The sequence below is a fragment of the Streptomyces roseoverticillatus genome (assembly GCF_000719265.1).
GTDB classification, from domain to species: Bacteria; Actinomycetota; Actinomycetes; order Streptomycetales; family Streptomycetaceae; genus Streptomyces; species Streptomyces roseoverticillatus.
The window spans coordinates 110,452-127,936 of record NZ_JOFL01000008.1 but is presented as its reverse complement, the minus strand read 5'-3'; the positions used below and the strand labels follow the sequence as shown (position 1 = coordinate 127,936).

The window sequence follows — 17,485 nt, the reverse complement described above, 5'->3', positions numbered from 1 at the left end:
GCGTAAGGGGCGGTCACCCATGGTGACCGCCCCTTACGTGTGCCCCTTCGGCGTACCGCCGGGGCTCAGTTGGACCAGATGTTGCCCTGGTTCTGCCCGTGCGCGCCCTGCTGGCCGAGGCCGTACTGGGCCATGAGCCCCTGGCCGATCTCGGCGCCCTGGGGCGGCAGCAGCTCGCTGGGCTGGACGAGGGCGTAACCGTTGCCGGCGAAGTTCAGCTCCCAGCCCTCCCCCGTGCTGCCGCGGCGCCGCCAAACGCCGGAGGACGACGTCTGGGCCTGCATCTGCACGCGCAGGGACGTCGACCAGGCGATCACGGCGTCCGCGTCTGCGCTGACGAACCGGTCGGGGGTGACCTGCAGCATCAGGGGCTGCCCGGAGGTCATCAGGGCGACCTTGCCCTGGCCGCTGATGTTGAGCTGGTACGAGCCGGTGCCGGAGATCCCGTACTGGCTGTCGACCGCGATGGTCTCCCAGTGCAGCGTGGAGTCCAGGGCGAGGACGTAGGCGCCGTCCACGGTCAGGCCGTCGCGGTCGACGTCGACGACGTGGACGTGCTGGGCCAGGTTGGCGAAGTAGACGGTGCCCTGCCCCGAGCAGCGCATCAGGTCGAGGCCCTCGCCGGTGCGGGCGCGGGCGTTCTGCTGGCCGCGGGTCTGGTACTCGCCGTCGAATTCGATCAGGCCCTGGTAGGCGACCATCGAGCCCTTGCGGGCGAGGACGTCGTCGTGGCCGGTGAGGGAGACGCGCAGCATCTGCGGGTTCTGCAGGGCGTAGCGGTCCTGCGTCTGGGCCTCGGTGAAGCCGAAAAGCGGGCTCTGCATGGTGTCCTCGTTCCCCTCAGCCCCGCGCCCGGAGCCGGTCGGTGCTGTCCTCGCTGGGCTGTACGACCACGAAGCCCTCGCCGGAGAAGCCCAGTTGGTAGGCCTCGCCGCTGCCCCGGCCGATCAGGGAGGAGGCCTTGAAGCTGCGCTTGCCCTTCATCCTGAGGTTGCTGGACCAGGCGACGAGCGCGTCGGGGTCGACGTAGGTCTCGTCGTCGCCGCGCCCGCAGTCCACGACGATCGGGGTGCCGCGGGAGGTGAGGGCGACCCAGCCGGTGCCGCTGATGCCGACGTTGAACAGGCCCTGCCCGGCGAACTTGGCCATGCCCTTGACGCGCTCGACGCCCCACTGGAGGTGGGCGTCGAAGGCGAGGACGTTGGTGCCGTTGACGGAGAGGGAGTCGCCGTTGAGCTGGAGGCAGACGACGTCGGCGCCGTAGTCGGCGAGGTAGAGCAGGCCGTCGCCGTGGCAGCGCATGAGGGGCATGCCCTCGCCGGTGAGCCACTGGGAGGCCATCTGGCGGACCGCGGGCGGGTTCGGGTCGTACTGGACGTAGCCCTCGTAGGCGACCATCGAGCCGGTGCGGGCGAAGAGGTCCTGGCCGGTCTGCATGGCGACCTTCAGCATGCTGCTGCCGTGGTTCTCCATGCGGGCGGTGACGGGTGTGGGGGCATAGCCCTGGATCGGTGTCTGGTTCATGGTCTTCGCGGGCTCCCTCAGACCTCGTAGGGCTGGACGACGACGAAATTGCCGGGAGCGCCCCGGAACTGGAGGTTCACTGCTTCTCCGCTGTGGCCCGGGAAGGAGCTGCGGCGCAGCCGCACCTGGCTGGAGATGATCACCTGGGCGCCCGCGGACCAGGCGACGATCGCGTTGCTGTCCACGTAGGTCGAGGGGGTGACCGGCAGGACGACGGGCGTGCCGTGGGTCTTGACGACGACGGTGCCCTGGCCCTGGAACTGCATGGTGAACAGGGCGCCGCCGGGGATGCCGTGGCCCTCGATCCGGCGGACCTCGTGCTGGAGCGTCTCGTCGAAGGCGAGCACGGACTCCGCGGAGACGCAGATGGCGTCGCCCTGGAGCTCGATGGGGTGCACATGGGCGGCGTTCTCGGCGAGGAAGACCTGGCCGCGGCCGGTGCAGCGCATCAGCTGCAGCTCCTGGCCGGTGGCGTTGCCCACGATGCGGCCGGCGAAGCCGGCGCCCTTGTAGCCGAACTCGACCTTGCCCTGGTAGAGCACCATGCTGCCCTGGCGGGCGAGCACGGGCTGGCCGTCGATGCCGAGGTCGACGCGGACGAGCTTGGGGTTCTGCAGGGTCCAGCGCTGTCCGGTGGGCACTTCGCGGTACTTCTGCAGGGCCGCCTGGACGCCTGCCGCGCCCGCGGCGCCGGCCGGCTGGCCGTACGGGGCGGGCTGGCCCGGGTAGGGCTGGCCGTGCTGCGGGGCCGCGGGGTACGGCTGGCCCGGGTAGGGCGCGTGCTGCTGGGGCGGCTGGTGCGGTGCCTGGGGCTGGCCGTAGGGCTGCTGGCCGGGCTGGCCGTAGGGGGCGGGCTGCTGGCCGTACGGGGCCGGCTGGCCGGGGACGCCGGGGACGCCGGGCGGGCCGGGCGGCGGCGGGAGCTGGCCGCCGCCGGACGAGGCGCCCGGGTCGTTGAAGAAGCCCGGAGGGGCGATCCCCGCGGCCAGGGTCGGCGCGGCGTGCATCTGCCCGGCGGGCGGTGCCGGGGGCGGGGTGCTGCCGGGCGGGGGCGGGAAGCCCTGGTGGGGCGGCGGCGTGTGGGCCTGGTGGGCGGGCCCGGGCACCGGGGCGGGAGCCTGGGGCGGTGCGGGCGCGGGGGACGGTGCCGCGGGCGCGGCGAAGGCCGGGGGCGGGGTCGTCTGCTGCGGAGGGGCGAACGCGGGCGCCGCGGCCGGTGCCTGAGCGGGCGCCGCCTGGGGCGCCTGGGCTGCCTGGCTTTCGGGTTCCTCCGCCAGCACCTCGCCGCCGAAGTTCCTCAGCAGCGCTTCCAGTCCGCCGTCGAAGCCCTGGCCGACGGCGGCGAACCGCCAGACGTCCTTGAGGTAGACGTCGCCGAGCATCACCGCGCGTTCGGTGCTGAACTCGGTTCCGGTGAAGGAATAGCGTGCGACCTCCTGGCCGCCCGCGACGATGCGGAGGTAGCCGGGGCCGACCTGCGACATCTGGCCGGCGCCGTCGAGGGTGGCCGTGAAGCTGAGGCGCTGGATGTGCGGGGGGATCTGGTCGAGGGTGATGCGGAAGGAGTCCGTGTCACCGGCCTGCGCGCCGAGCTGCTGGATGGCGCCCTCGGGCGACTTGGGCTGGTTGAAGAAGACGAAGTACCGGTCGTCCGAGAGCCGCTCCGCGGCGTCGAGGCCGAAACAGCTGATGTCGAAGGTCAGGCCGGGACCCGCGATCTGCACTCCCACGTACAGATCGGTCCCCGCCGTCAGGTCACTGATCTTGGCCTTGTGGCCGCGCTGGAATTCCCTGGCCATGCGTTACGACCGTCCCCCATCCGAACGTGCGATGAAAACGTGTGATGAATGCGTTGCGTCAGGCTAACGGCTGAGGGCTGGATCATCCGACTCAGGACCGGCCGCGTCCCCTGAAGGGGACGCGGCAGCGCCGGGTCCGGTTCATTCGCCGCGCGCTGCGGGGAGATGGGGCAGCCGGTCGGCGGCCACCACGCCCTCGAGGTAGCCGCGGGCGCGCTCGGTGCGCGGATAGGCGTCGAGGAGCCGCCAGAAGCCGGGGCCGTGACCGGGGACGAGCAGGTGGGCCAGCTCGTGCAGGAGGACGTAGTCGAGGACGTATTCGGGCATGCCCTGCAGCCGGTGCGAGAGGCGGATGCTGCCCTCCGCGGGGGTGCACGAGCCCCAGCGGGTGTTCTGGTTGGTGACCCAGCGGACGGTCGCGGGGCGGGCCCTGCCGCCGAGGTACTGCCCGGACAGGCGGGCGGCGCGCTCGGCGAGCTCGGCGTCGCCGAGCATGCGCTTGCTCTCCTGGGCCGCCAGCTTGTCGAGCATCGTCGTGACCCAGCGCTGCTCCTCGGCCTCCGACATGCGCGCGGGGATGAGGACCACGGTGCGGTCGCCCTCCCGGTACGCGGAGACCGTTCTGCGGCGGCGCGCGCTCCGTCGGACCTCGACCGCACCGGGCTCGGCGCCGCCGGTGAGCGGGCCGGGAGCACTGCGCGGTGGTCGTGCGGCACTGTGCAGAGGGTCGACGGGCACGCCCCGACGTTACCGGCTGCCGGCGCGTGAAGTCCCGCCCATCGCTCCTTGTCGGGGCCAAAGACCCCACGAGAACAGCGTTCGTATGACCATCACACCGCACCTGTGGACAACTTCTCACGTGGGCGGCGCGGAAGGTCCATGCTGGGGCCACGTCGAGGGGGAACCATGCAGAAGACCGCAGAACGCACAAATGCCCGTCAATCCACACGACCTTGTCAATCCGCGCAGCCCTATCAATCCACACAGGCGGAACAGCCGGCACAGTCCGAACAAGCCGCCCATCCCATGCTCAAGCCCGCGCTGCGCCGCAGCTGGCGCAATCGGGACACCGTCCAGTTCGGGGTGGCTCCGGCGCACGCGGTGACGGTGGGGCCGGTGGACACGGCGACGGGCAGCTTCCTGGGCCTGCTCGACGGCACGCGCGGGATGCCTCTCCTGCGGGAGGAGGCGAGAGCCGTGGGCCTGCCGGAGGGGCGGGCCGACGCCCTGGTGGAGCGGCTGTCCGCGGCCGGGCTGCTCGACGACCCGCGTGGGGGCGGCGAGGCGGCGGCGGCCCTGCGCGGGGCGGGGTCCGCGCTGGAGCGGCTGCGGCCCGACCTGGCCTCGCTGTCCGTGCTGCACCCGGGGCCGGGCGAGGCGATGCGGCTGATGGGCGCGCGGCAGGCGATGCGAGTACAGGTGCGGGGCGCCGGCCGGGTGGGTGCTGCCGTGGCGGCGCTGCTGTCGGCCTCGGGCGTGGGGCAGGTCGATGTGATGGACGGCGGCTGCGTGGAGCCGTGGGACGCGGGGCCGGGCGGGCTGGGTGCCGCGCGGACCGGGGAGCGGCGGGAGACCGCCGCGCGGCGTGCCGTGCGGGAGGCGGCGCCGGAGCCGCGGCGGCGGTCCCGGCGGGGCGGTGAGCCGGAGCCGCCGCTGGCCCTGGTGGTGTTCGCTCCGAGGGACGGGCTGGCCGCGTACGCACCCGATCCCGGCGCCGCGCAGGAGCTCGTCCTGTCCGGCACCGCGCACATGTACGCGGGCGTCCTGGAAGCCACCGGTCTGGTGGGGCCGTTGGTGCTGCCCGGCGCGACGGCCTGTGCGGGCTGCATCGAGCTGGGGCGGGCCGGCCGCGACCCGGCCTGGCCGCGGATGCTCGCCCAGTGGCGGTCCGGCCGCGGCTCGGGGGTACCGTCGTGCGACATGGCACTGGCCACGGTTGTGGCGGGGCTGACCGTGGCGCGGGCGCTGGCCTTCCTCGACGGTGGGTCCCCGGCGAGCGCGGGGGTGCGGCTGGAGCTGGCGCTGCCGGGTCCGGCCTGGTCCCCGCGGCCCGTCGAGCCGCATCCGCGGTGCCCCTGCGGCGCGGCGCGCCCTCCGGAACCCGGGTATGCCGCGGCCACGGGGTCACCGCACGCGACAATGGGCAGGTAACCGCCGTCCGCGGCGTGGCTGTTCAGCTCAGCTAGTTGGAGGGGCGAATGTCTGATCTACCCCGCAAGGCGGTCACGCGTACCGCCAAGTTGGCCGCGTTGCCACTGGGGTTCGCGGGGCGCACGGCCCTGGGGCTCGGCAAGCGCATCGGGGGGCGGCCGGCGGAGCTGATCGCGACGGAGCTGCAGCAGCGCACTGCAGAGCAGCTCTTCGCGACGCTCGGGCAGCTCAAGGGGGGTGCGATGAAGCTGGGCCAGGCGCTGTCGGTGTTCGAGTCGGCCCTTCCCGAGCAGATCGCCGGGCCGTACCGGGCCGCCCTGACCAAGCTTCAGGAAGCGGCCCCGCCCATGCCGGTGAAGACGGTGCACGCGGCGCTGGCGGAGCGGCTCGGCGAGGACTGGCGGGAGCTGTTCGAGGAGTTCGACGACCGGCCCGCGGCGGCCGCCTCGATCGGGCAGGTGCACCGGGCGGTCTGGCACGACGGCCGGAAGGTCGCGGTGAAGGTGCAGTATCCGGGCGCGGGCGAGGCCCTGCTGTCGGACCTGACCCAGCTGGGCCGGTTCGCGAGACTGCTGGGGCCGCTGGTGCCGGGCATGGACATCAAGCCCCTGATCTCGGAGTTGAAGGACCGGGTCTCCGAGGAGCTGGACTACGGCCTGGAGGCCCGGGCGCAGAGTGCGCACGCCGAGGAGTTCGCGGGCGATCCGGATGTGATCGTCCCGCAGGTGGTGCACCAGAGCGATCAGGTGCTGGTCACCGAGTGGCTGGAGGGGCTGCCGCTGTCGGAGGTGATAGCGGACGGCACCCAGGAGCAGCGGGACCGGGCCGGGCAGTTGCTGGCGCGCTTCCTCTTCTCCGGTGCGGCGCGCACGGGTCTGCTGCACGCCGACCCGCATCCGGGCAATTTCCGGCTGCTGACCGGGGGCGACCCCGACGGCCCGCCGGAGAAGTGGCGGCTGGGCGTGCTGGACTTCGGCACGGTCGACCGGCTGCCGCAGGGCCTCCCGCCGGAGATCGGCACCGCGCTGCGGCTGACGCTGGACGGCGAGGCCGAGGCGGTCCACGAGCTGCTGCGGGACGAGGGGTTCGTCAAGCCGGAGATCGAGCTGGATCCCGGTGCCGTGCTCGACTATCTGCTGCCGATCATCGAGCCGGCGCAGGCGGCGGAGTTCACCTTCACCCGCGGCTGGATGCGCGCGCAGGCGACGCGGATCGCCGACCCCCGCTCCCCCGCGTACCAGCTGGCCCGGCAGCTCAACCTCCCGCCGTCGTATCTGCTGATACACCGCGTGACGATGAGCACGATCGGAGTGCTGTGCCAGCTGGGCGCGACCGTGCGGCTGCGGGACGAGATGGAGGCGTGGGTGCCCGGCTTCGCGGCGGCGGGCGGCGGCCCTGCCGCGGAGATCCGGGAGACGCCGGCCTGAGGGGCCGGGCGCCCGGCCTCACCACCAGGACGAGTCGAGGCGGCCCTCGATCGATCTGATGTTGGCCCGGGCGCAGTCGTCGCAGAAGTAGCGGCGGCGGCCGTTCTCGAAGGAGCAGGTCCAGGTCGGCGGCGCACCGTCGGCGGGGGTGCCACAGCGAGCGCAGGCGATGGTCTCGTCGGTCTCGGTGGCCTCAGGGTTCAACTGCACTGATTCATGCGTCTTCTGGTCCACTCCCAGACGATATCCCCGTAGAGGCGCCGGGAGGGCACAACGCACCCGAACGCCCCGCGGGGCCGGTCCGTGCGGATCCGGCCCCGCGGGGGTGGGAGCGAGGGGCGGGCGAGGCCCGCCGGGGCGCCCGTGTCAGTTCATGACCGCCATGGCCAGGGCCCGGCGGGCGCGCATCGAGGCGCGCTCGGCCCGGCGCTGCATGCGCCGGGCGGCGGCCAGCCGGTTGGCCCTCCGCTCGGAGTCGGCCTCCCTCAGTCGCTCGTGCATATGGGCACGGGCCAGGGCTTCTGGGATGAGTTGCATTTCGAGGTTCCTGTTCTGGCGCGAGGCGGTCGCGCGGGCGGTGTCACGGAGGGGGAATTCGGGGCCGAACGGCTCGGCGGAGGGGCGGTGCATGATCGGATCCTGCTTCTTGGGGTCGTGCGTGGTGGGGCGGTCGATGGTGCCGAAGACGTTCATGCGGCGACCGGGTTCTTGCGCGGACGGCCACGGGGCCGCTTGCGGGCCACCACGACGCCCTGGACGAAAAGCTCGCCGCCCCAGACGCCCCACGGCTCGCGGCGGTCCATGGCACCGGCGAGGCAGGCCTCACGCAGCGGGCAGGTCCGGCAGAGCGACTTGGCGTACTCCACGTCCGCGGGGGACTCGGCGAAGAAGACCTCCGGGTCGTAGCTGCGGCAGGGGACGGGGGTGCCCAGGTTCTCGATCGCGTCGTCGAGGTCGGTCAGGGCGGTGAGGGGGGTCAAGGTGTCCTCCGTGGGGACGGGCGGGGGGATCAGGTCGGTCGCTACTGACGGGGTGTGTGCCTTGAGTTGCACGGTGTCTTTTTCCTCGTCTGTCTTCCGGCTCGTGGCCGGGCTGGTTCCCCTCGGTGAGGGGGCAAACAAAAGGGCCGCGGATCCCGGTGTGGGTTCCGCGGCCCTGGAAGGTGCCGACCTGATCATGCCGATCAGGCTGGATCTCTCCAGGGTTCGAGCCCACGGAAGGCCCACATCGTCTGGTGCTGGTGCTGCGTGCTGACGGATCCGGCGCCGTTGGTCGTCGCCGCAAGGGCATAGGCCTGGGCCTGTGCCGTTGCTGCTGCCTCTACCGCGGACGCCTTGGTCGGTCGCTCATTGATCAGGGAGGTTTCATTGATCAGGGCGGAGCCGTTGATCGGAGCGAAACCGGCGCCGGACAGACCGGTGCCCCGGAGCGAGACGAAGGAGAAGCCGAGCGGACGGGCGGCGATGACCGGGCGATCGGTCATTTTGTTGCTGGTCTTGAAGCTGATCATTGGTCTCGCCTCCTCTCGGCGTCTTCGGGGACCTGTCGGAACAGATCCGGGCTTTTAAGTTCGGTACAGCCGGTTCAGTACAGCACGGATCCGACGGCTCCTGGAAGAGCCGTTGTCTCCGTGTTCGGAAGGCTATGGGTATGCCGTCCGCGTGCGCAAACTATTTTTCCGGAGATTCTCCGGATGCGTCGTGGGACGCATCTTCCGACGTCAGGTCGTGTCCCGCACACAGCGCGAGGACATCGGCACCGAACGAGTCGAGCTTGCGCCCTCCCACCCCTGAGATGCGCGAGAGCTCCGCTTCGGTTCCCGGAACGGCCTCCGCGATCGCGAGGAGCGTCTTGTCGGTGAAGATGCAGTAGGCGGGCTGGCCGAGCCGGCCGGCCCGGTCCGCGCGCCAGTCGCGCAGCCGCTCGTAGAGCGCCTCGTCGAGCTCGGAGGGGCAGTCCTCGCAGCGCATGAGCTTGATCTCGCCCGCGTCGGTCAGGGTGCGGCCGCAGACGCGGCAGCGGGCGGAGCCCCGCTTCCGGCGGCGGTCGGGGCCGCGCTCGACGCCTCCCGGGCCGCCGCGGGAGGCAGTGCCGGGGCGGACGGCCGCGGAGCCCGGGCGCAGACCGTTCAGGAAGCGGGTGGGCCGCCGGGAGGGCCGGCCGCCCGGCGTCCGGGAGAGCGCCCAGGAGAGGGAGAGGTGGCGGCGGGCCCGGGTGACCCCCACATAGAGGAGCCGGCGCTCCTCCTCGATCTGCTCGTCCGTCCTGGCGTATGTGATCGGCATCATGCCGTCGGCGAGGCCGACGAGAAACACGGCGTCCCACTCCAGGCCCTTGGCGGCGTGAAGTGAGGCGAGAGTCACACCCTCGACGGTGGGGGCGTGCTGCGCGCTCGCCCGCTCGTCGAGCTCGGCCACGAGATCGGCGAGAGTGGCCTCCGGCCTGGCCCGGACGAAGTCCTCGGCGAGGCGCACGAGGGCCGCCAGGGACTCCCAGCGGTCCCGGACCGCGCCCGAGCCTGCGGGCGGCTCGGGCGTCCAGCCGCGGGTGCCCAGGACGGCCCGCACCTGGGACGGGACGTCATCGGCGCCGTCGAGCTGGGAGTCGGCGCCGCCGGCGCGGGCGGCGCCGCGCAGCAGCAGCCCGGCCTCGCGCACCTCGGGCCGCTCGAAGAACCGCTCGGCGCCGCGCAGCTGGTAGGGCACGCCGGCGTCGGCGAGCGCCTGTTCGTAGACCTCGGACTGGGCGTTGATGCGGAAGAGGATCGCGATCTCGCTCGCGGGCACCCCGGAGTCGATGAGGTCCCGGACGCGGCGGGCGGTGCCCTCGGCCTCGGCGGGCTCGTCCGCGTACTCGCCGTAGACGGGCTCGGGGCCGGCGTCGCGCTGGGAGACCAGCGCCAGGCGGTGCTCCGCGGCGCGGCCGCGGGCCTGGGAGAGCAGGCCGTTGGCGAGGTGGACGACCTGGGGGGTCGAGCGGTAGTCCCGGACGAGCTTGACGACCGTGGCGTGGGGGTGACGGATGCGGAAGTTCAGCAGGTGGTCGGGGGTGGCACCGGTGAACGAATAGATCGTCTGGCTGGCGTCGCCGACGACGCAGAGGCTGTCGCGGTCGCCGAGCCACAGCTCCAGGAGGCGCTGCTGGAGGGGGCTGACGTCCTGGTACTCGTCGACGACGAAGTGCTGGTACTGGCGGCGGACGGTCTCGGCGATGTCGTGCCGGTCCTGCAGGACGCCGACGGTCAGCAGCAGGACGTCCTCGAAGTCGATCACGCCGCGATCGCGCTTGAGCTGTTCGTAGCCGGCGTAGATCCGGGCGATCTCGGCGGGGTCGCGGGGGGCCTCGCGGCCGGCCTTGGCTCTGGCTGCCGGATAGTCCTCGGGGACGGTCTGGGTGACCTTCGCCCACTCGATCTCGCCGGTCACGTCGCGCAGCTCGGTGCGGTCGAGGCGGAGCTTGCAGCGGGCCGCGGCCTCCGCGACGATCTGGACCTTCCGCTCGGCCAGCCGCGGCAGCTCCCCGCCGACGGCCTTGGGCCAGAAGTACTGCAGCTGGCGCAGGGCGGCCGAGTGGAACGTGCGGGCCTGGACGCCGCCGGCGCCGAGCTGGCGGAGCCGGCCGCGCATCTCCCCCGCGGCGCGGTTGGTGAACGTGACGGCGAGCACGCTGGAGGGCTGGAGCACGCCGGAGCGGACGCCGTAGGCGATGCGGTGGGTGATCGCGCGGGTCTTGCCCGTGCCGGCGCCGGCCAGCACGCACACCGGGCCGCCGAGGGCCGTCGCCACCTCGCGCTGCTCGGGGTCGAGCCCGGCGAGCACCGCGTCCGGGGAGTCCGGAACCGGCGGGAAGAGGGTGGAGTGCGTTGCTGCTGTCACCCCGCCATGCTGCCAGGTCCGGCGGGGCGACCGGGAATGCCGTCCACAGGCGTGACCCGGTAGTCGTACGAATACGGGAATGGCTGTGGACAGGTGCACGTTCTACCACCGGAACAACACCCGGATCGGTACCCACGGCACGACCAGGGGCGGACCGGACCACCACCGAGAGAAGGGCACGAGGTCGAATGTCGGGCACCGTGACGATGTACAGCACCACGTGGTGCGGCTACTGCCGCCGGCTGAAGAGCCAGCTGGACCGCGAGGGAATCACTTACAACGAGATCAACATCGAGCACGACGCCGAGTCGGCGGCCTTCGTGGAGAAGGCGAACGAGGGCAACCAGACGGTCCCGACGGTCCTGGTGAACCCACTCAGCGGTGCGGCGCCGGTCACCATGACCAACCCGTCCCTGGCCCAGGTCAAGCAGGCCCTCGCGTCCTGACGCCGCGCTCCCGGTGAGCACCCCGGCAGAAAGGCCCCGGTCCGCGGACCGGGGCCTTCGCCATGTCCCGCCCGTCAGGGCGTGCCTTGCGGGAGCGCCTGCCCTTCAGGGCGGGCCCCGCAGCGGCGCCCGTCCGTCAGGGCTGGCCCTGCGGCAGCGGCTCGCCGTACCAGAGCTCCAGCAGCCGGGCCGCGATGGAGATGCCGGTCGGGGGCAGGATCTCGCCGGAGGCGAAGCCGGCCCGCAGCTCCTCCCGCGAGAACCAGCGCGCCTCGTGGATCTCCTCGCCGTCCACCTGGATGTCGCGGGAGACGGCCTGCGCCATGAAGCCCAGCATCAGGCTGGACGGGAACGGCCAGGGCTGGCTCGCGACGTACTCCACGTCCCCGACGACGACGCCCGCCTCTTCGGCGACCTCGCGCCGCACCGCCTGCTCCAGGGACTCCCCCGGCTCGACGAAGCCCGCGAGGGTGGAGAAGCGGCCCTCCGGCCAGTGCATCTGGCGGCCGAGCAGCGCGCGGTCGTCCTCGTCGGTGACGAGCATGATCACGGCCGGGTCGGTGCGCGGGTAGTGCTCGGCGCCGCAGGCCGGGCAGCGGCGGATGTGGCCGGCGGCCGCGACGACCGTGCGCTCGCCGCAGCGCGAGCAGAAGCGGTGCAGCCGCTGCCAGTTCTCCAGGGCGACCGCGTGGACCAACAGCCCGGCGTCGCGCGGCGAGAGCAGCAGGCCCGCCTCGCGCAGCCCGGCGGGTCGCGCGGACTGGTCCATCCGCCCGGGCAGGGCGTCCTTCTGCAGCGCGAAGTAGGCGATGCCGTCCGCGTCCTGGCCGAGGAAGTAGCGGTGGGTCTCGGTGACGGGCGCCTCGAAGGCCGGCGTCATGACGAGCTCGGTGCGGCCGTCGGGGGTGTCGTCGATCAGCGCCTGCCCGCCGGATACCACGAAGACTCTCGTGGAGGGGTGGCTCCAGGCCGCGGCGAGCCACGCCTCGTCCAGGCGGTGGTGGGCGGCGCGGTCGATGCCGCTCACGCCGGTGAGGCTGATCGGCCGGGCGGCCGTGCGATCGGTCCAGGTGGTCACTGCTGCTTCCAACTCCCCCTACGATTCCCTGCTATTGGTCGTCTGTGCGGTGCGCGGGCTAGCCGGCGCTCCCTCCCCCGGTCACCGTCGCGGAGGCGCCCGCTTCCGCGAGGTCGCTCCACAGGTGGGCGGCGGTCTCGACGCCCTTCATCAGGAGGTCGAGCTCGACCTTCTCGTTCGGGGCGTGCCAGCCGTCCGAGGGCACCGAGATGCCCAGGAAGAGCACCGGGACGCCGAGCACGTCCTGCAGGTCGGCGGCGGGGCCGGAGCCGCCCTCGCGGGTGAAGCGGACCTTCTTGCCGAAGGCGCGCTCCATGGCCCGTACGACCGACTTCAGGTACGGGTGGTCCAGGGGGGTCAGGCAGGGGCGGGTGGCGCCCCAGAAGGTGAGCTCGTGGCGGATGCCGTCCGGGAGGGTGTCGGCGACCCACTGGCGCACGGCCTGCTGGACGCGGCCGGTGTCCTGGCCCGCCACGAGCCGGAAGGACAGCTTCAGTTGGGCGGTGGAGGGGACGATGGTCTTCCCGCCGGGGCCCTGGTAGCCGCCGCCGATGCCGTTGACCTCGGCGGTGGGGCGGGCCCAGATGCGCTCCAGGGTGCTGTAGCCGGCCTCGCCCCGGGAGGCGTACGAGTGGGAGGCGCGCAGCCAGTGCTTCTCGTCGAAGGGCAGCTCGGCGAAGAGCTCGCGCTCGCGGTCGGTGAGCTCGACGACGCCGTCGTAGAAGCCGGGGATCGCGACGCGGAGGTCCTCGTCGTGGAGGGCGGCGGCGAGCCGGGCGGCCTCCATGGCGGGGTTGGGCACCGCGCCGCCGAAGGAGCCGGAGTGGATGTCCTGGTCAGGGCCGTAGAGGTCGATCTGGCAGTCGGCGAGGCCGCGCATGCCCGTGCAGACGGTGGGGGTGTCCTCGGACCACATGCCGGTGTCCGAGACGATCACCGTGTCGCAGGCGAGGCGGTCGGCGCGGGCGCGGACGAGGCCGGCGAAGTGTTCCGAGCCGGACTCCTCCTCGCCCTCGATGAGCAGCTTGAGGTTGACCGCGGGCGCCGTGCGGCCGGTGGCGGCGAGGTGGGCGCGGACGCCCAGGGCGTGGAAGAACACCTGGCCCTTGTCGTCGGCGGCGCCGCGGGCGTACAGCCTGCCGTCCTTGACGACGGGCTCGAAGGGCTCGGTGTGCCAGCCGTCCTCGCGGGCGGCGGGCTGGACGTCGTGGTGCCCGTAGACCAGGACGGTCGGGGCGCCCTCGTCGCCCGAGGGCCACTCGGCGAACACCGCCGGGGCGCCGTCGGTCTCCCAGACCTCCGCCGTCGGGAAGCCCGTCTCGCTGAGCTTCGCGGCCAGCCATTCGGCGCTGCGGCGCACGTCCCCGGCGCGGCCGGGGTCGGCCGAGACGGAGGGGATGCGGAGCCACTCGACGAGGTCGTCGAGGAACGCGGCGCGGTGGCCTTCGATAAACGCGCGGACGGCGCTGTCCGGAGTCTCGCTCATGACATCGAGCCTATCCGGACACGCATCGTGACCTTGACCGGCCCGGCGTCCGCCCTGGTCACCCCTGCTCCCCCAGGAGGAGCCGTTCGAGCCCGGCGCGGTCGGGCAGGCCGGGCGGGCGGACGGTCTCGCCGTCGCGCACGTACACGAACGCGGCCGTCACGGAGGACAGCGGCAGGCCGTGCTGCTCGGCCCAGGCGACGCGGTAGATCGCGAGCTGCAGGGGGTCGGCGTCGTGGGCGCGGCTCGTCTTCCAGTCGACGATCTCGTATGTGTCGCCCTCGGGGCCGCGCTCGCGGTAGACCGCGTCGATGCGGCCGCGCACGACGCGGCCCGCCAGGGTGAGCTGGACGGGCACCTCGATCCGGTGGGGGACGCGGTGGGCGTACGGGGTGCGCTCGAAGGCCTCCTTGAGGGCGGCGAGGTCCTGCTCGTCGGCGATCTCGGGGCCGGGGCCGTCGTCGTCCGCGCCGCCGGGCAGCTCGTCGGGCCCGAGCAGTGGCAGGGGCAGCGGCTCGAAGCGGGACTCGATCCAGGCGTGGAAGCGGGTGCCGCGGCGGGCCGCGGGCTGGGGCGGGCGCGGCATGGGCCGGGCGAGCTCGCGCGCGAACCCTTCGGGGTCGCCGGCGAGCCTGACCAGCTGCCAGGCGCTGAGCGCGGCGGGCAGAGGGACGTCGCGCTCGCGCGCACGCGCCCGGCGGAGCTCGCCCGCCAGGGCGTCGAGGTCACGGTCCCAGGAGGCGGCGAGCCGGGCTTCTTCGGGCAGGAGGTGCCCTCCGGGCGGGCCGGAAGGAATGTCCTCGGGCTCCGGCGCCGGGTGGGGCAGGCCTCCGGCGGGGCGGGGGCGGGCGGGGGTGTGCTCGCCCCGTACGGGCACGGGAGCGCCGGGTGCCCGGCGGGGCCCGGGCAACACGGCGGCCCCGCCGCCGGCCGCCTCGGGCTCCGCAGGGGCCTCGGGACGAGCCGCCGGCAAGGACTCCCACGCGTCGGGCTCGGAGAGGATCTCGCCCTCGTACGCCCCGGCTCCCGCATCCGCCTCCGGGCGGGTCGTCGGCAAGGACTCCCACGCGTCCGGGTCGGCGAGGGGCTCGTCCTCGTACGGCTCGTACCACTCGGGCGCCGCGTCGTCCTCGTCCTCCGGCGGGGGCGGCCAGTCCGGATCGTCGGCGGGGCCGGGCTCCCCGGCCTCCGCCGGAGCGGCGTCCAGTCGCTCCAAATACCCCCGCACCGCGTCCGCCGCGGCGCGGCGGCGGGCGAGGGAGTCCGGGTCCAGGGGCAGCGGCCAGGAGCGGTCGGTTCCGGTGTCCTCCAGGGCGGGGTTCTCCGCGCCCTCCTCGGGGGCCTCGGCCCAGGCCTCGATCTCGCCGTGGCCGGCCTCGCAGTGCGCGCGGAGGGCGTCGAGGAAGGCGGACGGCCCGCGGGGCTTCTTCTGGCTGGGGCCCCACCAGTGGCCGGAGCCGAGGAGGAGGGAGCGGGGGCGGGTGAAGGTGACGTAGCCGAGGCGGAGTTCCTCGATGCGCTGGTGTTCCTTCATGGCGGCCTTGAAGGCGGCCATGCCCTTGCTGTCCCACGCCTCGACGTCGGGCAGGGTGTCGGCGTCGCCGCGCAGGGCGTGCGGGAGGACCTTGGCCTGGGCGGTCCAGGAGTCGCGGGACTGCTCGCTGGGGAACGTCCGGTCGACGAGGCCGGGGACGGCGACGACGTCCCATTCGAGGCCCTTGGACTTGTGCGCCGTGAGGATCTTGACGGTGTCCTCCCCTCCGGGGAGGGAGCTGTCGAGGCCCTTCTCGTACTGCGCGGCGGTGCGCAGGAAGCCGAGGAAGGAGAGCACGGTGGTCTCGCCGTCGAGGGCGGCGAAGCCCGCGGCGATGTCCAGGAAGTGGGAGAGGGTCTCGCGGCGCCGGGCGGCCAGGGCGTGCGGCGAGGCGGACAGCTCGACCTCCAGGCCGGTGACGGCGAGGACGCGGTGGAGGACGTCCATGAGGGGGTCGGCCAGGGAGCGCCGCAGGTCGCGCAGTTCGGCGGCGAGGCGGGCGAAGCGGACGCGGGCCTCGGCGGAGAAGGGCAGACCGTCATCGGGGACATCGGCGGCGAGGAAGGTGTCGAGGGCATCGGCGAGGGAGACCGTCTCGGCCGGGTCGACGCCTTCGACGGCTTCGGCGAGGCGCCGCCCGGGGTCGTCGCCGGCGCTGCCGTAGGGCACGAGGGTGCGGGCGCGGCGGCCGAGGAGGGCGAGGTCGCGGGCGCCGATGCGCCAGCGGGGCCCGATCAGCAGCCGGACGAGGGAGGCGTTGGCGGCGGGGTCCTGGAGGACCTCGCAGACGGCGACGAGGTCGGCGATCTCCGGCAGGTGCAGCAGCCCGGACAGGCCGACGACCTCGACGGGGATGTCGCGCTGCACGAGCGCGCCCTGGATCTGGGCGAAGTCGGCGGCGGTGCGGCACAGGACGGCGATGTCGCCGGGGCGGGTGCCGGTGCGCACGAGGTGGGCGAGGGAGCCGGCGAGCCAGTCGAGCTCTTCGGCGTGGGTGGGCAGCAGGGCGCAGCGCACGACGCCGTCGCGCTCGGCGCCGGGGGCGGGGCGCAGGGCCTCGACGCCTTCGTGGCGCTCGCGCAGCTCGGCGGCGAGGCCGTTGGCGAGGTCGAGGAGGCGGCCGCCGCTGCGCCGGTTCTCGCTGAGGGCGAAGCGCCGGGCGGGGCTGCCGTCGGCGAAGGGGAAGTGCTCCGGGAAGTCGTCCAGGTTGGCGACGGAGGCGCCGCGCCAGCCGTAGATGGCCTGGCAGGGGTCGCCGACGGCGGTGACGGCGTGGCCGGTGCCGCCGCCGAAGAGGCCGGAGAGCAGGAGGCGCTGGGCGACGGAGGTGTCCTGGTACTCGTCGAGGAGGACGACGGCGAACTGCTCGCGCAGGATCCGGCCCGCCTCGGGGCGGGTGCGGGCGAGCTCGGCGGAGAGGGCGATCTGGTCGCCGAAGTCGAGGAGGTCGCGCCCCCGCTTCTCCTCGCGGTAGGCGCCGACGAGCTCCAGCAGTTCGAGGCGGGCGCGGGCGGTCTCAGGGACCTTGCGCAGGTCGGCGTTGGTGAGCCGGGCGCCTTCCAGGGTCGCGAGCAGCTCGCGGTCGTGACGGCGGAGGTCGCCGGTGGCCACGAGGTGTTCGGCGAGCTCGCCGTCGAGGGCCAGGAGGTCGGCGACGAGGTCGCTGAAGGACCGGGTGAGGGCGGGGTACGGGCCCGGTGAGGTGCGCAGGACGCGGGCGGCGAGCTGGAAGCGGGTGGCGTCGGCGAGGAGGCGGGCGCCGGGCTCCAGGCCGATGCGCAGGCCGTGCTCCTTCAGGAGCCGTCCGGCGAAGGCGTGGTACGTGGAGATCTGCGGTTCGCCCGGGGCCTGGTCGGGGTCGGCGGCCGAGGGCTCGGGGTCGGTGACGCCGGCGGCGTGGAGCGCCTTGCGGACGCGCTCGGACAGCTCGCCCGCTGCCTTGTTCGTGAACGTGAGGCCGAGGACCTGCTCGGGAGCGACCTGTCCGGTCCCGACGAGCCAGACCACGCGCGCGGCCATCACCGTGGTCTTGCCGGAGCCGGCGCCGGCCACGATGACCTGCGGGGCGGGCGGCGCGGTGATGCAGGCCGTCTGCTCCGGGGTGAAGGGGATGCCGAGGAGCTCCTTGAGCTGCTCGGGGTCGGTCAGGCGCGGGGTCACGGCAC

The 17,485-nt window shown here is 73.5% G+C and carries 15 protein-coding genes; 3 read left to right on the top strand and 12 right to left on the bottom strand.

What is annotated here, in order from left to right:
* Window positions 1–65: 65 nt before the first annotated feature.
* The 4 genes from IF61_RS0111515 to IF61_RS0111500 form a co-directional block, all read right to left on the bottom strand.
* Window positions 66–824, bottom strand: a complete 759-nt coding sequence (locus IF61_RS0111515; RefSeq protein WP_030366219.1) for an AIM24 family protein — start codon at window positions 822–824, stop codon at window positions 66–68.
* A 16-nt stretch (window positions 825–840) separates the two neighbouring features.
* Window positions 841–1,524 (bottom strand): AIM24 family protein, encoded by a 684-nt coding sequence (locus IF61_RS0111510; protein WP_030366218.1) that lies wholly within the window; start codon window positions 1,522–1,524, stop codon window positions 841–843.
* Window positions 1,525–1,541: 17 nt separating this feature from the next.
* Window positions 1,542–3,323 (bottom strand): TerD family protein, encoded by a 1,782-nt coding sequence (locus tag IF61_RS0111505; RefSeq protein ID WP_030366217.1) that lies wholly within the window; start codon window positions 3,321–3,323, stop codon window positions 1,542–1,544.
* 141 nt (window positions 3,324–3,464) lie between these two features.
* Window positions 3,465–4,061, bottom strand: a complete 597-nt coding sequence (locus IF61_RS0111500; RefSeq protein ID WP_078660142.1) for a M48 metallopeptidase family protein — start codon at window positions 4,059–4,061, stop codon at window positions 3,465–3,467.
* A 288-nt stretch (window positions 4,062–4,349) separates the two neighbouring features.
* Between IF61_RS0111500 and IF61_RS0111495 the strand changes: the two genes are divergently transcribed.
* Entirely contained in the window at window positions 4,350–5,474 is a 1,125-nt protein-coding gene (locus tag IF61_RS0111495) for a ThiF family adenylyltransferase (RefSeq protein ID WP_030366215.1), read from the top strand.
* A 47-nt stretch (window positions 5,475–5,521) separates the two neighbouring features.
* The gene (locus IF61_RS0111490; protein WP_052392629.1) at window positions 5,522–6,901 is read left to right on the top strand and encodes an ABC1 kinase family protein; all 1,380 of its coding nucleotides are present in this window, start codon (window positions 5,522–5,524) and stop codon (window positions 6,899–6,901) included.
* A gap of 18 nt (window positions 6,902–6,919) precedes the next feature.
* On the opposite strand, the gene IF61_RS0111485 is transcribed toward IF61_RS0111490, so the two are convergent.
* The 5 genes from IF61_RS0111485 to IF61_RS0111465 form a co-directional block, all read right to left on the bottom strand.
* Window positions 6,920–7,135, bottom strand: a complete 216-nt coding sequence (locus IF61_RS0111485; RefSeq protein ID WP_043188716.1) for a hypothetical protein — start codon at window positions 7,133–7,135, stop codon at window positions 6,920–6,922.
* A 132-nt stretch (window positions 7,136–7,267) separates the two neighbouring features.
* A complete protein-coding gene (locus IF61_RS0111480) occupies window positions 7,268–7,594 on the bottom strand; it encodes a hypothetical protein (protein WP_030366212.1) in 327 nt (108 codons plus the stop codon).
* The gene (locus IF61_RS0111475) at window positions 7,591–7,953 is read right to left on the bottom strand and encodes a WhiB family transcriptional regulator (RefSeq protein ID WP_030366211.1); all 363 of its coding nucleotides are present in this window, start codon (window positions 7,951–7,953) and stop codon (window positions 7,591–7,593) included. The genes IF61_RS0111480 and IF61_RS0111475 overlap by 4 nt, the downstream gene beginning before the upstream one ends.
* A gap of 131 nt (window positions 7,954–8,084) precedes the next feature.
* The gene (locus tag IF61_RS0111470) at window positions 8,085–8,411 is read right to left on the bottom strand and encodes a hypothetical protein (protein WP_030366210.1); all 327 of its coding nucleotides are present in this window, start codon (window positions 8,409–8,411) and stop codon (window positions 8,085–8,087) included.
* A gap of 160 nt (window positions 8,412–8,571) precedes the next feature.
* Window positions 8,572–10,776, bottom strand: a complete 2,205-nt coding sequence (locus IF61_RS0111465) for an ATP-dependent DNA helicase UvrD2 (protein ID WP_078660140.1) — start codon at window positions 10,774–10,776, stop codon at window positions 8,572–8,574.
* Between the two features lie 188 nt (window positions 10,777–10,964).
* Between IF61_RS0111465 and IF61_RS0111460 the strand changes: the two genes are divergently transcribed.
* Complete coding sequence (locus IF61_RS0111460; RefSeq protein WP_030366208.1) at window positions 10,965–11,222, top strand: mycoredoxin; 258 nt, start codon at window positions 10,965–10,967, stop codon at window positions 11,220–11,222.
* A 136-nt stretch (window positions 11,223–11,358) separates the two neighbouring features.
* On the opposite strand, the gene nudC is transcribed toward IF61_RS0111460, so the two are convergent.
* The 3 genes from nudC to IF61_RS0111445 are packed head-to-tail and all read right to left on the bottom strand — an operon-like array spanning window position 11,359 to window position 17,480.
* Window positions 11,359–12,300, bottom strand: coding sequence for an NAD(+) diphosphatase (nudC, locus tag IF61_RS0111455; protein ID WP_030366207.1), 942 nt, complete (start codon window positions 12,298–12,300; stop codon window positions 11,359–11,361).
* A 58-nt stretch (window positions 12,301–12,358) separates the two neighbouring features.
* Window positions 12,359–13,786 (bottom strand): dipeptidase, encoded by a 1,428-nt coding sequence (locus IF61_RS0111450; protein WP_030366206.1) that lies wholly within the window; start codon window positions 13,784–13,786, stop codon window positions 12,359–12,361.
* A gap of 58 nt (window positions 13,787–13,844) precedes the next feature.
* Window positions 13,845–17,480, bottom strand: coding sequence for an ATP-dependent helicase (locus IF61_RS0111445; RefSeq protein WP_030366205.1), 3,636 nt, complete (start codon window positions 17,478–17,480; stop codon window positions 13,845–13,847).
* Window positions 17,481–17,485: the final 5 nt, after the last annotated feature.

Excerpts from the sequence above, each read along its gene's own strand:
- IF61_RS0111480 (WP_030366212.1), bottom strand. The coding sequence starts at position 7,594 with ATGAACGTCTTCGGCACCATCGACCGCCCCACCACGCACGACCCCAAG.
- IF61_RS0111490 (WP_052392629.1), top strand. The coding sequence starts at position 5,522 with ATGTCTGATCTACCCCGCAAGGCGGTCACGCGTACCGCCAAGTTGGCC.
- IF61_RS0111495 (WP_030366215.1), top strand. The coding sequence starts at position 4,350 with ATGCTCAAGCCCGCGCTGCGCCGCAGCTGGCGCAATCGGGACACCGTC.
- IF61_RS0111450 (WP_030366206.1), bottom strand. The coding sequence starts at position 13,786 with ATGAGCGAGACTCCGGACAGCGCCGTCCGCGCGTTTATCGAAGGCCAC.
- IF61_RS0111510 (WP_030366218.1), bottom strand. The coding sequence starts at position 1,524 with ATGAACCAGACACCGATCCAGGGCTATGCCCCCACACCCGTCACCGCC.
- IF61_RS0111505 (WP_030366217.1), bottom strand. The coding sequence starts at position 3,323 with ATGGCCAGGGAATTCCAGCGCGGCCACAAGGCCAAGATCAGTGACCTG.
- IF61_RS0111470 (WP_030366210.1), bottom strand. The coding sequence starts at position 8,411 with ATGATCAGCTTCAAGACCAGCAACAAAATGACCGATCGCCCGGTCATC.
- IF61_RS0111460 (WP_030366208.1), top strand. The coding sequence starts at position 10,965 with ATGTCGGGCACCGTGACGATGTACAGCACCACGTGGTGCGGCTACTGC.
- IF61_RS0111515 (WP_030366219.1), bottom strand. The coding sequence starts at position 824 with ATGCAGAGCCCGCTTTTCGGCTTCACCGAGGCCCAGACGCAGGACCGC.